General features: G+C 71.9%; 11 protein-coding genes and 1 pseudogene. 6 read left to right on the top strand and 6 right to left on the bottom strand.

Annotated features, from left to right (window positions below; translation table 11 throughout):
- The first annotated feature begins 85 nt into the window (after window positions 1-85).
- From PCA76_RS02420 to PCA76_RS02430, 3 genes and pseudogenes are all read left to right on the top strand, one after another.
- Window positions 86-592 carry a DUF2231 domain-containing protein gene (locus PCA76_RS02420; protein ID WP_272614964.1) on the top strand — a complete coding sequence of 169 codons (507 nt, stop codon included), beginning with the start codon at window positions 86-88 and terminating at the stop codon, window positions 590-592.
- A complete protein-coding gene (locus PCA76_RS02425) occupies window positions 589-1140 on the top strand; it encodes an Hsp20/alpha crystallin family protein (RefSeq protein WP_272614966.1) in 552 nt (183 codons plus the stop codon). The genes PCA76_RS02420 and PCA76_RS02425 overlap by 4 nt, the downstream gene beginning before the upstream one ends.
- Window positions 1141-1148: 8 nt before the next feature.
- Window positions 1149-2254 (top strand): annotated as a pseudogene (locus PCA76_RS02430) (glycosyltransferase family 9 protein).
- 9 nt (window positions 2255-2263) lie between these two features.
- On the opposite strand, the gene PCA76_RS02435 reads toward PCA76_RS02430, so the two are convergent.
- Together PCA76_RS02435 and rfaE2 are read right to left on the bottom strand one after the other, a co-directional pair.
- Window positions 2264-3142 carry a glycosyltransferase family 2 protein gene (locus PCA76_RS02435; RefSeq protein ID WP_272614967.1) on the bottom strand — a complete coding sequence of 293 codons (879 nt, stop codon included), beginning with the start codon at window positions 3140-3142 and terminating at the stop codon, window positions 2264-2266.
- A complete protein-coding gene (rfaE2, locus tag PCA76_RS02440; protein ID WP_272614968.1) occupies window positions 3139-5001 on the bottom strand; it encodes a D-glycero-beta-D-manno-heptose 1-phosphate adenylyltransferase in 1863 nt (620 codons plus the stop codon). Before rfaE2 ends, PCA76_RS02435 begins: the two co-directional genes overlap by 4 nt.
- Before the next feature lie 188 nt (window positions 5002-5189).
- Here rfaE2 and PCA76_RS02445 point away from each other — a divergent pair, with 188 nt between their 5' ends.
- Window positions 5190-6866 (top strand): MDR family MFS transporter, encoded by a 1677-nt coding sequence (locus PCA76_RS02445; protein ID WP_272614970.1) that lies wholly within the window; start codon window positions 5190-5192, stop codon window positions 6864-6866.
- A gap of 12 nt (window positions 6867-6878) precedes the next feature.
- Here the strand turns inward: PCA76_RS02445 and PCA76_RS02450 are convergent, their stop codons facing one another.
- Window positions 6879-7511, bottom strand: coding sequence for a TetR/AcrR family transcriptional regulator (locus PCA76_RS02450; protein WP_272614971.1), 633 nt, complete (start codon window positions 7509-7511; stop codon window positions 6879-6881).
- Between the two features lie 125 nt (window positions 7512-7636).
- Here PCA76_RS02450 and PCA76_RS02455 point away from each other — a divergent pair, with 125 nt between their 5' ends.
- A complete protein-coding gene (locus PCA76_RS02455; protein ID WP_272614972.1) occupies window positions 7637-8671 on the top strand; it encodes an aldo/keto reductase in 1035 nt (344 codons plus the stop codon).
- Between the two features lie 45 nt (window positions 8672-8716).
- Here PCA76_RS02455 and PCA76_RS02460 read toward each other — a convergent pair whose 3' ends face one another.
- Window positions 8717-9208, bottom strand: coding sequence for an NUDIX domain-containing protein (locus PCA76_RS02460; protein ID WP_272614973.1), 492 nt, complete (start codon window positions 9206-9208; stop codon window positions 8717-8719).
- Window positions 9209-9279: 71 nt separating this feature from the next.
- Between PCA76_RS02460 and PCA76_RS02465 the strand changes: the two genes are divergently transcribed.
- Window positions 9280-10914: a fatty acid--CoA ligase gene (locus PCA76_RS02465; protein ID WP_272619138.1), complete on the top strand. Its 1635-nt coding sequence runs from the start codon at window positions 9280-9282 to the stop codon at window positions 10912-10914.
- Between the two features lie 186 nt (window positions 10915-11100).
- Here PCA76_RS02465 and PCA76_RS02470 read toward each other — a convergent pair whose 3' ends face one another.
- Window positions 11101-12111 (bottom strand): NADPH:quinone reductase, encoded by a 1011-nt coding sequence (locus PCA76_RS02470; protein WP_272614975.1) that lies wholly within the window; start codon window positions 12109-12111, stop codon window positions 11101-11103.
- A gap of 76 nt (window positions 12112-12187) precedes the next feature.
- A complete protein-coding gene (locus PCA76_RS02475) occupies window positions 12188-12841 on the bottom strand; it encodes an HAD family hydrolase (RefSeq protein ID WP_272614976.1) in 654 nt (217 codons plus the stop codon).
- Between the last annotated feature and the right edge of the window lie 31 nt (window positions 12842-12872).

Genomic DNA, 12872 nt, shown 5'->3' on the forward strand with positions numbered 1-12872 from the left:
GCCGGGTCGCCGGGGGTACGGCCTCACCGATCGCGCCCGCCGCACGTGACCGTTCCGCAGGACGCCGACCAGTGGAGGCCGGGAGATGGAGAGCCGACTCAAGATACTGGGCCACCCAGTCCATCCGATGCTGGTCATGTTCCCGGTCGCACTGCTGTTCACCGCGGTGCTGTTCGACGTGGTGGACACCGTCGGCGGCCCCGACCTCCTCGGCGAGGTCGCGTACTGGAACATCACGGTCGGCCTGATCGGCGGCCTGCTGGCCGCGGTGGCCGGCTCGTTCGACCTGCTGGCGATCCCGACGGGCACCCGCGCCAAGCGGGTGGGCCTGCTGCACGCCGGGGCCAACCTCGCGGTGATCCTGCTCTTCGCCGCGATCTGGGTCGTCCGGCTCAACGCCGACTCCCGCGCCGCTGGCGGCGCGTTGCTCGTCGTCGAGGTGGTCGCGGTGGCGATCCTCGGCATCAGCGCCTGGCTCGGCGGCGAGTTGGTCGACCGGCTCGGTGTGGGCGTCGACCGCGACGCCGGCCTGGACGCGCCCAGCTCACTGCGGCCGCAGGCGGCCACCAACCGGACCGGAGAGGCGCGATGAGCGAGCAGCAGACCGGCGGTCTCGGCCGGGGATGGCGGGGAGGCCGGCAGCAGGGCTGGGACCCGATGGGGGAGTTGCAGTCGCTGCGCTCCGAGCTGAGCCGCCTGGTCGGTGGTCGGGCCGGGGCGTCGGACGTCGAGTTGACCGAGACTTCGGACGGCTGGGAGGTCGTCGTCCGGCTGCCCGGGGTGGCACCGGAGGAGGTGGCGGTCGAGTTGGACGACCGCGAGCTGTGCGTGCGGGCCCGCTCCGAGGCGGAGGTCAACGCCGACCAGGGCATCCCCGGCGGTTTCGAGACCCGCGGCTTCGAGTACCGCGTCAACCTGCCGTCGCGGGTCGACCCGGAGGGCATCGACGCGGTCATGGACCATGGCCTGCTCCGGGTCCGGTTGCCCCGGGCGACCCGGCCCGCGCCGCGCACCATCACCGTGGGCCGCACCGGGCCGCGTTCCGGCGACCTCTCCACTGGTACGCCGATGCCGGCCGATCCCGCCGCGGACCGGGAGTTGCACCGCCCGGACACCGTCGGCGATACCGACCGCCGCTAGCGGGCTGGGTGGCCACCCCGTCCGTGCTCGGCCCGGCCGCTGAGCGCCTTCCCGACGTGCAGCGGATCGCGGTGCTGCGCGCCAACGCGCTTGGCGATTTCATCTTCGCGCTGCCGGCGCTGGACGCGTTGCGGGCCGCGTACCCCTCGGCGGAGATCGTGCTGCTCGGCGCGCCGTGGCACGCGAAGCTCTGGCGCGACCGGCCCGGCCCGGTGGACCGGGTGCTGGTGATCCCGCCGGCGCCCGGCATCCGTACGCCCGACCCGGGCGAGGCGGAGTCGTCGATGGACGACTTCCTGGCCGTTGCCAGCGGTGCGGGGTTCGACCTGGCGGTGCAGATCCACGGCGGTGGCGCCAACTCCAACCCGCTGATCAGTCGCCTCGGCGCCCGGGTGACCGTCGGCCTGCGCGCCGAGGACGCGCCGCCGCTGGACCGGTGGCTCCGGTACGTCTACTACCAGCACGAGGTGATCCGCTACCTGGAGGTGGTGGCGCTGGTGGGAGCGCCGGCGACCACCATCGTGCCGACGCTGGCGGTGACCGACGCCGACCGGGCCGAGGCGGCCCAGGTGCTCGGTCCGGCGGGCCGCCCCGGGTGGCGCTGCATCCGGGGGCCAGCGACACACGCCGCCGCTGGCCCGCCGAGCGCTTCGCCGAGGTGGCCCGTGAGCTGCACGGCGACGGCTACGAGGTGCTGGTCACCGGCACGCCCTCCGAGCAGGAGGTGGTGGACCGGGTGGTCGCCGCGGCGGGGGTGCCGGTCCGGCCGCAGGTGGGCACGCTCAGCCTCGGTGGGCTGGTGGGCTGCTACGCCGACTGCGCGCTTGTCGTCTCCAACGACACCGGCCCGCTGCATCTGGCCGCGGCGGTCGGTGCGCCGACGGTGGGCATCTTCTGGGTCGGCAACCTGATCAACACGGCGAATCCGTTGCGTGGTCGGCACCGGCCGATCTGCTCCTGGACGGTGCACTGCCCGGTCTGCGGGGTGGATTGCACACCGGGCATCTATCCGCACCGGCCCGGCGACGGCGAGTGCCCCCACCGGGATTCGTTCGTCACCGACGTACCGGTGATCGAGGTGCTGGAAGCCGCCCAGGAGTTGCTCAGCCCGTAGTGACGGCGCTCAGGCCGGCTGCGGGGTGTCCTCGTCGGCGAGGACGACCTCCCACGCCTCCACGTCCCGGTCGGTGACCGTGGTGGGGGACTCCAGGTGGTACGCGCCGCTGGGCACGATTCCCGCCCCGCCGTACCGGGCCAACATCGCGAGCTGCGCGGCCACGTCCTCGCCCTGGTGCTTCTCCTGCACCCGACGCCAGAAGTCGAAGCCACCGGCGTCGACGAGCTTGGCCCGGTCGTAGAGCACACACCCGCCGATCCAGGAGACCTTGTACGCCCGCCACGCACCGGGCGGCAGCGCCAGGTGCTCGGTGATGTGCAGCAGGTTGGCCGCCGAGTGGATCCGAGCGCGGTTCCACTCCGGGGTGCCGGGCCGGATCCGCTCCGGTGTGGGCGGGCCGATCCACTCCTCGTAGTGCCCGTGCGATTCCGGCCGCACGTCGTCGGCGTACGACAGCCCGTGCACGCCGTTGCCGACGAACCCGCAGCCCAGCTCACCGATCGCCGTGACCAGCCGGTGCAACGCCCCCGGCTCCAGCCAGATGTCGTCGTCGAGGCTGAGGACGTACCGGGCGGCCGAGGCCGCGAGCAGGTACGCCCGGTGTTCCGCCAACCCTCGTCGGGGTAGCCGGCGGGTCAGCAGCACCGGGTGACCCCGGTGGCGCAGTGCCCGGACCATGGTGGCCGCGGCGGGATGCGCGTACGCCGGATCCCCGTCGGACTGGTCGCTGACGACCACCCCGAAGCCGGGCACCCCGTCCTGAGCCGCGAGCCCGCCCAGGGTGACCGCCAGCTCGGCGGGCCGGTTCCGGGTCGGAATCAGCACGTCGACCAGCCGGTCGGTGCGGAAGCCTTCCGGGGTGCCGAGGTCGAGGGGGCGGTTCACGACGCCTGGGTGCGGGTGCGCAGCGACGGGTCGGGCTCCCGATCCTTGGCGTACGCCGACGGGTCGGGCTCCCGGTCCTGGCTGTGTGACCGGATCCGCTCGATGATCGCCGAGGTGGACCGGTCCGGCACGTACCCCAGGGTGCGCACCTGGCCGCCCAGCCGGCGCACCAGCGGCGCCTCCGGCACCAGCTCCGGCGGATAGTCCCCGCCCTTCACGTAGGTGTCCGGCCGGACCGCCTCGATCAGCGCGGTGGGCGAGTCCTCCTCGAAGACCACCACATGGTCCACACAGGCGAGCGCGGCGAGCAGGGCACCCCGGTCCTCGACCGGGTTGACCGGCCGGTCCGGACCCTTGAGCCTTCGGACGCTGTCGTCCGAGTTGACGGCCACGATGAGCAGGTCGCCCAAGGCGCGGGCCTGCTCCAGGTAACGCACGTGCCCCCGGTGCAGCACGTCGAAGCAGCCGTTGGTGAAGACCACCGACCGCCCCGCCTCGCGGTACTCGGCGACGATCGCGTCCAACTCGTCGCCGCCGACCAGGGCGGGATGGCTCGTGGTCTCGTTCGGCTGGTTGAGAGCGGTGAGCAGATCCTCCCGTCGGCACACACAGGTGCCGGTGTCGGAGACGGTGATGGTCGCCGCCAACTGGGCGAGCTGGGCGGCGGTGGGTAGGGGTGCGTCGGCGGCCAGGGCCAACGTCATCGCCGCCAGGTACGCGTCGCCGGCGCCCACGGCGTGGCTCGCCGGGACCGGGATGCTGTGGCTGCGTCGCGGCTCCCCGTCGGCGCCGCCGACCACCGCGCCGTCGGTGTCCAGGGTCACCGCGACCACGTCCGCGCCGGTGTGCGCGCGCAACTCGGCCAGGCGCGACTCGGCCAGGACGGCCCGGTCGACGCCCTCCCCGGCCTGGGTGTTCACGGTGACGCCGGTGCCGGTGACGCTGAGCCCGTCGCCGGTGAGGGCCACCCGACTCTCACCCGGAGTGGGCTCACCGACCGGCCCGGGGCGACCGGCCCGTGGCGGCTCCAGGGTCGGCTCGGCGGCGCTGTCGTCGGCGCGTACCCCGCCTGGCGCGGCACCGACGGTCAGTTCGGACGGCCCGTCGGCCGGGTCACCGTCGAGGTGCTCCAGGTGCAGTTCGGTTCCAGCCGTCGGTCGGGTGGTCGTGCCGCCAGCCCGGGCCAGCAGGCGGGTCGCCTCGGCGAAGCTCGGGGTGACCACGGTCGGCGCGAGGCCCCGCCAGTCGGCCAGGTCGTGGGCGTCCAGCGCGACCGTGGCGTACCGCTCGCGTTGCTCGACCAGCCACGCGCGAACCGGCGCGGGCAGCGCGCCCAGGCCGTAGTCGCAGACCACCAGGGTCGGCGCCTCACCACCGGCGGCGGCGCGCAGCTCCTCGGTGGCGCAGTCCAGGGCGGTGAGCAGCCGGGTCACGCCCTCCGGGTCGAGTGCGTCGTCCGGGTCGCCGGAGTCTTCGCGCAGCAGGATCTGGTTGCCGGCCAACATTCGCCGCTTCACGGGGGTGGGCCGTCCGGGCTGGTTGACCGTACGGTCCCAGACGCCGGCGCGGTCCAGACAGTCGTGCAGTTCGTCGCCGGCCACGTCCGCGCCGACCGGTGCCACCAGCACCGCCCGGCCGCCGAGGGTGGCGACGTTGACCGCGGTGTTCGCGGCCCCACCGGCGGCGGAGATCCGTCGGCGCAGGGTGAGGACCGGGGCGGGCGCCTCCCGGCAGAGCCGGTCGGAGTCGGCGAACCGCCATTCGTCCAGCATGGCGTCTCCGACGATCAGGACTGGGCGTCCGAGCCAGCTCTCCACGACGGTGGCGAGCCGGCGCTGTTCCGCTGCTGCTCCTGCCATGCCTCCCCGGGTCCCCAGCGCCCCCCAGGCCAAACCTGCCCGCCGACCGCGACCCCACCCCGCCTCAGCCCCGTTGATCATGAAGTTGTTGCCATCCCGCCCGGCGTGTCGTGGCAATAACTTCATGATCAACGCCGGAGAGGGGGCGGTTGGGCGCATGTTCTGCGGCCTGCGGGATAGAAGGGCACATGACCACGGAAGCCTCTGACGCGCCGGTGCTGAATCGTCAGCAGATCCGGCTGCTCATGATCGGCCTGATGACCGGCATGCTGTTGGCCGCACTCGACCAGACCATCGTCGGTACGGCGCTGCCGACCATCGTTGGCGAGCTGGGCGGGATCAACCACTACTCGTGGGTGGTCACCGCGTACCTGCTCGCCTCGACCGCGTCGACGCCGCTCTACGGCAAGATGGCCGACCTGTACGGGCGCCGACCCGTCTTCCTCTTCTCGATCGGCACGTTCCTGGTCGGGTCGTTGCTGGCCGGGCTGTCGCAGAACATGACCCAGCTGATCATCACCCGGGGCATCCAGGGCCTCGGGGCCGGTGGTCTGCTGACGCTCGCGTTCACCATCATCTCGGACGTGGTGTCACCTCGGGAGCGTGGTCGCTACCAGGGTCTGTTCGGCGCGGTCTTCGGGATCTCTTCGGTGGCCGGGCCGCTGGTCGGTGGTTACTTCGCGGAGACCGACTGGCGGTGGATCTTCTACATCAACGTGCCGCTGGCGATCCTGGCCATCGTGGTCTGCTACCACGTGATGCGGCTGATCCCGTTCGAGCGCCGGGACCACTCGATCGACTGGCTCGGTGCCGGCCTGCTGGTCGCCGGGGTCAGCTCCCTGCTGCTCGCGCTGAGCTGGGGCGGCAACGAGTACGCCTGGGGCTCCGGCGTGATCATCGGGCTGTTCGTCGCCGGTGTGGTGCTGGGGGTGCTCTTCGTGCTTCAGGAGGCCCGGGTCGCCGAGCCGATCCTGCCGCTGCGGCTGTTCCGTAGCGCCACCTTCGCGCTGGCCAACTCGGCACTTCTCATCATCGGTCTGGTGATGTTCGGTTCGATCATCTTCATCCCGCTCTACCTGCAGATCGTCAAGGGTGCCTCGCCGACCCGCAGTGGTCTGCTGATGTTGCCGATGATGGCTGGCATCATCATCACCTCGATCCTGACCGGCCGCGCGATGACCCGCATCGGCCGGTACAAGTGGTTCCCGGTGGCCGGCTCGGTGACCCTCTTGATCGGCATGTTCCTGTTCACCCAGCTGGAGGTGGGCACCTCGCTCTGGGTGGCGTTCGGGTACATGGTGGTGATCGGCGTGGGGCTGGGCCTGTGTATGCAGTCGCTGATCCTGGCGGTGCAGAACGCGGTCTCCGTACGCGACCTGGGGGCCGGCACCTCCTCGGCGACCTTCTTCCGGTCGCTGGGCGGTTCGTTCGGGGTGGCGATTCTCGGCACGGTGCTCTCGTCCCGGCTGAGCAGCGGATTGGGGGACCGGCTGCCCGGCGCGATCGCACAGCTTCCGCCGCAGGAGCAGGCCGCGGTGGCGGCGAGCGGCGGCACGAACATCTCGATCAACGATCCGGCCACCATCCTGGCCCTGCCGGGGCCGGTACGCGCGGCCATCCAGGGCGCCTTCGTCGACGCGCTGGACATGGTCTTCCTGACCGCCGGCCTGATCGCGATCGTGGCGGTGGTGGTCACCCTGACGCTGCCGAACGCGAAGCTGCGGGGTGCCGGCCCGCAGGGCGCCACCGGCGGTGCGGACCCGCTCGGCGGGGAGGCCCCGGCACCGGGCGGCAAGCCGCTGACCCGCGAATCCAAGGAGGAAGCGGCCGCCGACATGGAGGCCAAGTCCCAGACGATGATCTGAGTGGGCCGTTGGTCAGACGGGGCGGCGGTAGGCGCCGTACCACCAGGTCGCGGCCAACTCCCGGGCGGCTGCCGCGTCGGTGTCGGGGTCGGCCGAGGTCGCACTGACGTGGTCGGCGAGGAAGCGTTCGCCGCCGGACACGATCAGCCGGCTCGCGGTCTCCGCGTCGAGGCTCGCCGGGGTACGTCCGGCCTTCTGTTCGACGCGGAGCACCTCGACCGTGCGCGCCACGAACTGCTCCAGCCCTGCCGCCCAGTACTCCCGGACCGTCTCGTCGTACGCGGCGACCTCGCTGATCGCTGCCAGCACCGGGGCGTACGTCCGGTAGATCCGGATCACGTCGGCGAAGACCTCGGTGAGCGCCGCGAGCGGGTTGCCGGGGCCGCCCGGGTCCCAGTCGCCGGTGCGGCCGAAGGAGCTCTCCCGCATGGTGCCGGCGAGGCGCATGAGCAGCTCGCTCTTGTCCCGGAAGTGGGTGTAGAAGGTCGACCGGGCCACCCCGGCCTCGGCGGCGATCCGCTGCACGCCGAGGTCGGTGAAGCGGACCCCCTCCTGCAGGAGCCGCTCGGTGGCCGCCAGCACCCGCGCTTCGACGGCGGCTCGCCCATCGGGGTTGCGGGGACGGCGGCGGGTGATCGAGGGCATAGCCGGAATCCTAGGTGGCCGGGGGTCGGGTGGGCGACGTACGCTCGTTGCCGGACACAGTGTCCGACATAGTGACCACGGAGTGCCTGACCTCGGCCTCCGACCCACCACGAGGAGCAACACACGTGAAGTACCGACTGCTGGGCACCACCGGGGTGTACGTCTCGGAGATCTCGCTCGGCGCGATGACCTTCGGTGGCAGCGGCCACCCGCTCTGGGGCACCCTCGGCGGGCTGGCGCTGCCCGACGTGCAGCGAATGGTGGACACCGCGCTGGACGCGGGGGTCAACTTCATCGACACCGCCGACGGCTACAGCGACGGCGAGAGCGAGGAACTGCTCGGCCAGGCGCTCGGCAAGCGGCGTCGCGACGTCGTGCTGGCCACCAAGGTGCACTCGCGGACCGGCCCCGGCCCGAACGACGTGGGCACCTCCCGGCTGCACATCATGCAGAACCTGGAGGACAGCCTGCGCCGGCTGGGCACCGATCACATCGACCTGTACCAGATCCACAACTTCGACCAGATCACCCCGATGGAGGAGATGCTGCGGGCGCTGGACGACGCGGTCCGGCAGGGCAAGGTCCGCTACATCGGCGCCGCCAACTTCGCCGCCTGGCAGATGTCCAAGGCGCTGGGCATCTCTGCCCGCGAGAAGCTGGCCGGCTTCGTCTCGGTGCAGGAGTACTACTCCCTGCTGGGCCGCGACGTGGAGCGCGACGTGGTGCCGATGGCGCTCGACGAGGGCGTCGGGCTGACCGTGTGGAGCCCTCTCGCCGGTGGCTTCCTCTCCGGCAAGGTGGGCCGGGGCGGCGCCGTCGCCGACAGTGGCGCGCGCAGCGCCCAGCCCGGTTACGCCAGCTTCACGCCAATGGACCCGGAGCACGCCTTCGCGGTGGTCGACGTGCTCAAGGGTGTCGCCGAGCGGCACGAGGTGAGCCCGGCCCGGGTGGCGGTCGCCTGGTTGCTGTCCCGACCGGCCGTGACCAGCGTGATCGTCGGTGCCCGCAAGCACGAGCAGTTGGTCGACAACATCGCCGCCTCGGACCTCACCCTGACCGCGCAGGATCTCACCGAGCTGGACGAGGCCACCAAGCTGCCGGTCGCGTACCCGAACTGGATCCAGGACGGCTTCTTCGCCGGGCTCCGCCTGCCGCAGTGACCCGGTCGCCCGGTCCGCCGCTCAGCCGTCGGACCGGGCCCGGTCCTACTTCAGGATGAGCCGGTTGGTCTGCTCGAAGACGTCCAGGTCGGCCAAGGTCTCATTGACCGAGGCGGAGAGCGGGGCGGGGAACCGGTCGCGAGGGAAGAAGCCGGCGTCGGTGGTCTCGTCGGTGACCCGGGTCAGCTGCCCGTCCCACTCCTCCACCTTGAACGCCGTCGTGAAGACCTGGTAGGTGTGCCCGTACATGTTGGTGCTGGTCCGGTCCGGGCCGGTGTAGAGGGCGAACGCGCAGACCCGCAGCGCGCGCAGGCCGGTCTCCTCGCGGACCTCGCGTACCGCGCAGTCGGCGATCGACTCGCCCAACTCCATCGCCCCGGCCGGCATGGCCCACTGGCCGTTGTCCGAGCGTTGAATCAGCAGGATGCGTCCGGCGTTGTCGCTGACCACGGCACGGGCCCCCACGAACATCAGCGTCCGGTTCCCGGCGAGCGCGCGTAACTGCCCCACGTACGAGTCGGCCCAGGAGATGCTCACCTGCGACAACTTACGGGGGTTCCCAACGTGTGACCGGCGACACTAGCTTGTTACCCATGCGTAGCACGATGATGGACGCCCCTCTGCAGATCTCCCGGATCCTCGACCACGGCGCAGGAGTGCACGGGACGGCCGAGGTGGTCACCTGGACCGGCGCCGAACCCCGCCGAATGACGTACGCCGAGGTGGGCCGCGCCGCCGCCCGGCTGGCACACGCGCTGCGCGACGAGTGTGGGGTGACCGGCGACGAGCGGGTCGCCACCTTCATGTGGAACAACAACGAGCACCTGGTCGCCTACTTCGCGGTGCCGAGCATGGGCGCGGTGCTGCACACGCTCAACATCCGGCTCTTTCCCGACCAGGTCGTCTACATTGCCAACCACGCCGAGGACCGGGTGGTGCTGGTCGACAGCACGCTCATCCCGCTGCTGGCCCGGGTGATCGGCGAGCTGACCACCGTGCGGCACGTGGTGGTGGTCGGTGGCGGCGACCCGGCACCTCTGGTGGCGGCGGCCGGGGACCGGATCACCGTGCACCATTGGGACGCGCTGCTCGCCGACCGGCCCGACACGTACGACTGGCCCGAGGTGGACGAGCGCGACGCCGCGGCGCTCTGCTACACGTCGGGCACCACCGGCAACCCGAAGGGCGTGGCCTACTCGCACCGGTCGATCTACCTGCACTCGTTGCAGGTCTGCATGCCCGAGGGTTTCGGTCTCGCGCCGACCGACCGGGAGCTGGCGATCGTGCCGATGTTCCACGCCATGTCGTGGGGTCTGCCGTACGCGGCCTTCCTCTCTGGCGCGTCGCTGATCATGCCGGACCGGTTCCTCCAGGCCGCGCCGATCGCCGAGATGATCGCCGCCGAGCGGCCCACCCTGGCCGGCGCGGTGCCGACCATCTGGACCGACCTGCTGGCCTACCTGGACAGCCACGACGTCGACACCTCCTCGCTCACCGAGGTGATCGTCGGCGGCTCGGCCTGCCCACCGGCGCTGATGCACGCGTTCGACGAGCGGCGCGGGATCGACGTCATCCACGCCTGGGGGATGACCGAGATGTCCCCACTGGGGTCGGTCTCGCGGCCGCCCGCAGGTGCGACCGGCGAGCAGGCGTGGCGCTACCGCTACACCCAGGGGCGGGTGCCGGCGGGCGTGCAGGCGCGGATCGTCGGGCCGTCGGGCGAGCCATTGCCCGCCGACGGCAAGGCCGTGGGCGAGTTGGAGGTCCGTGGGCCGTGGGTGACCGCCCGGTACGTCGGTGACGACACCCCGGAGGAGGAGAAGTTCCGCGACGGCTGGCTGCGCACCGGCGACGTGGGCACCCTCTCGCCGGACGGATACATCGTGCTGACCGACCGCGCCAAGGACGTGATCAAGTCCGGGGGTGAGTGGATTTCGTCGGTGGAGCTGGAGAACGCGCTGATGGCCCACCCGGCGGTGCTGGAGGCGTGCGTGGTGGGTGTGCCGGACGAGCGGTGGGACGAGCGACCGCTGGCCACCGTGGTGGTCCGGGAGGGCGCCTCGGTGACCGCCGAGGAGCTGCGGGACTTCCTGGCCGGCTCGGTGGCTCGCTGGCAGTTGCCCGAGCGCTGGGCGTTCATCGATACGGTGCCGAAGACCAGCGTGGGCAAGTTCGACAAGAAGGTCGTCCGTTCGCAGTACGCCGGGGGCGAGCTGACTGTCCGAGAGCTGACAGCCCCGTAACGTTTTCCCCGGCACTCTCGCCTGTTGGGGCGGGGGTACTCCTGAACATTCCTCCCCAGGGGCGGCCCCGGCGTTCGCACCGCGCCGGGGCCGCCCGTTCCACGCGGGGTGACCCGCACCGTCATTGTTGCGAAATTTGTTCGCCTCTGTCCTGATGACGGGAAAATAGGGTGGTCAGCGACCCGATCAGGCGTCGCTGGTGGTGATGAGCACCTTGCCCACTGTCGAGTCCTCCACCGCCTGGTGCGCCGCAGCCGTCTCGGCCAGGGGGTAGTAGTGCAGCGGCAGGCCGGCATCCGCGCCGACGCGGATGCCACCCTGGTTGGCCGCCGCCGCCACGTCGATCACGCCCTGCGCCTTGGCCGCCTTCGGCTCCGTGTAGACCAGCACGAACTGCCAACGCGCGTTCGGCACCATCATCGGCCGGATCGGGATGGTCACCTCGCCCCCGCCGTCGTCGGCGTACATGCAGACCGCGCCGCCGTGCCGCAGCACCTGTGCGTCGATCGCGGCGTTGCGGGCGGGGGAGACCTCCACGATCGTGTGCACGCCGTCGGGAGCGATCTTGCGGACCTCCTCGACCACGTCCTGCTCCCGGTAGTTGATGACGAAGGATGCGCCGGCCGCCGCCGCGAGCTGCGCCTTCTCCGGGCTGCTCACCGTGGCGATCACCGTGGCGTCAGCCCATCGGGCGAGCTGGATCGCCGCGTTGCCGACCGCGCCCGCCCCGCCCTGCACCAGCACGGTGTGGTCCGCCAGCGCACCGGCGCGCAGCGCGTCCGGCATGAACTCGCCAGCCGTCAGACAGCGGTGCGCGGTGAGGAACGGAATGCCCAGGGCGGCCCCCAGCTCGAACGAGGCGTCGCCGAGGCGTACCGCCTGCCGGACCGGCACCAGCGTGTACTCCGCTGCGGTGCCCCACGGCCGCTGCCAGGCGGCCTCCCAGATCCAGACGCGCTCGCCGATCAGCTCACGGCCGACCCCCTCGCCGACCGCCTCCACCACCCCCGCGCCGTCCTGCCCGGGGATCTGCCAGCTTTTCGGTGGCGAGCTGCGGCGGGACTTCCAGTCGGTCGGGTTCACCCCCGCGACCGCCATCCGGACCAGGACCTCGCCCGCCCCCGGCTCCGGCACCGTCCGGTCGACCAGATCCAGCACCGAAGGGTCGCCGGTGCGCTCGTACACGATGGCTTTCATGCGTGGTCTCCTCACCCGTCCGGCGCGCGGCACCCGGGTCGAGCACCGCTGGCTGCCGTACCCCGCTCAGCCTCCGTCAACCCAGGTCGTCCACCAGCTCGGGGGTCAGCTCACCGATCGCGTCCAGCGTCACCACGGCCAGCCGGGCGGCGTCCGGGTCGAGAGGGTACGACCCGTGCGGCACCGCCACCACCCGCATCCCCGCCGCGGCGGCGGAGCGCACCCCGTTGGACGAGTCCTCCACGGCCACGCACCGGACCGGGTCGACGCCGAGGCGCTGCGCGACGCTCAGGTACACGTCCGGCGCGGGCTTGCCCCGCTCGGTCTGCTCGGTGGAGAGAGTCGCGCCGAACGCGTCGGTCAGGCCGGTGGCGGCCAGCGCCGCCTCGATGAGCCGGGTCGGCGACGAACTGGCCAACCCCAACGGCCACCGCGCGGCCAGCCGGCGGACGACCCGGTCGGCGCCGTCGATCAGCGGTACGTGGTCCCGGTAGCGCCGGGTCATCTCCTCGACGACCTCACCGGCGACCTGCTCAGCGGTGCGGCCGACGCCCAGCTCGCCGCTGAGGTAGTCGGCCCACTCGCCGGTGCTCATCCCCATCAGCCGCCGTTGCGTGTCCGGTTGCCACGTCCCGCCGTGCGCCGCCACGTACGCCCGGCGGACCTCCTCCCACACCGGCTCGGAATCCACGATCACGCCGTCCAGGTCGAAGACCACCGCATCCGCCACGGGCCCATCCTGCCCGACCGGTGGGTGCCCG

The organism is Micromonospora sp. LH3U1 (assembly GCF_028475105.1).
GTDB lineage: Bacteria > Actinomycetota > Actinomycetes > Mycobacteriales > Micromonosporaceae > Micromonospora.

What these genes read in the sequence shown, in the direction of transcription:
- PCA76_RS02420 (WP_272614964.1), top strand. Translation starts at nt 86, where the DNA reads ATGGAGAGCCGACTCAAGATACTGGGCCACCCAGTCCATCCGATGCTG.
- PCA76_RS02425 (WP_272614966.1), top strand. Translation starts at nt 589, where the DNA reads ATGAGCGAGCAGCAGACCGGCGGTCTCGGCCGGGGATGGCGGGGAGGC.
- rfaE2 (WP_272614968.1), bottom strand. Translation starts at nt 5,001, where the DNA reads ATGGCAGGAGCAGCAGCGGAACAGCGCCGGCTCGCCACCGTCGTGGAG.
- PCA76_RS02445 (WP_272614970.1), top strand. Translation starts at nt 5,190, where the DNA reads ATGACCACGGAAGCCTCTGACGCGCCGGTGCTGAATCGTCAGCAGATC.
- PCA76_RS02450 (WP_272614971.1), bottom strand. Translation starts at nt 7,511, where the DNA reads ATGCCCTCGATCACCCGCCGCCGTCCCCGCAACCCCGATGGGCGAGCC.
- PCA76_RS02465 (WP_272619138.1), top strand. Translation starts at nt 9,280, where the DNA reads ATGGACGCCCCTCTGCAGATCTCCCGGATCCTCGACCACGGCGCAGGA.
- PCA76_RS02470 (WP_272614975.1), bottom strand. Translation starts at nt 12,111, where the DNA reads ATGAAAGCCATCGTGTACGAGCGCACCGGCGACCCTTCGGTGCTGGAT.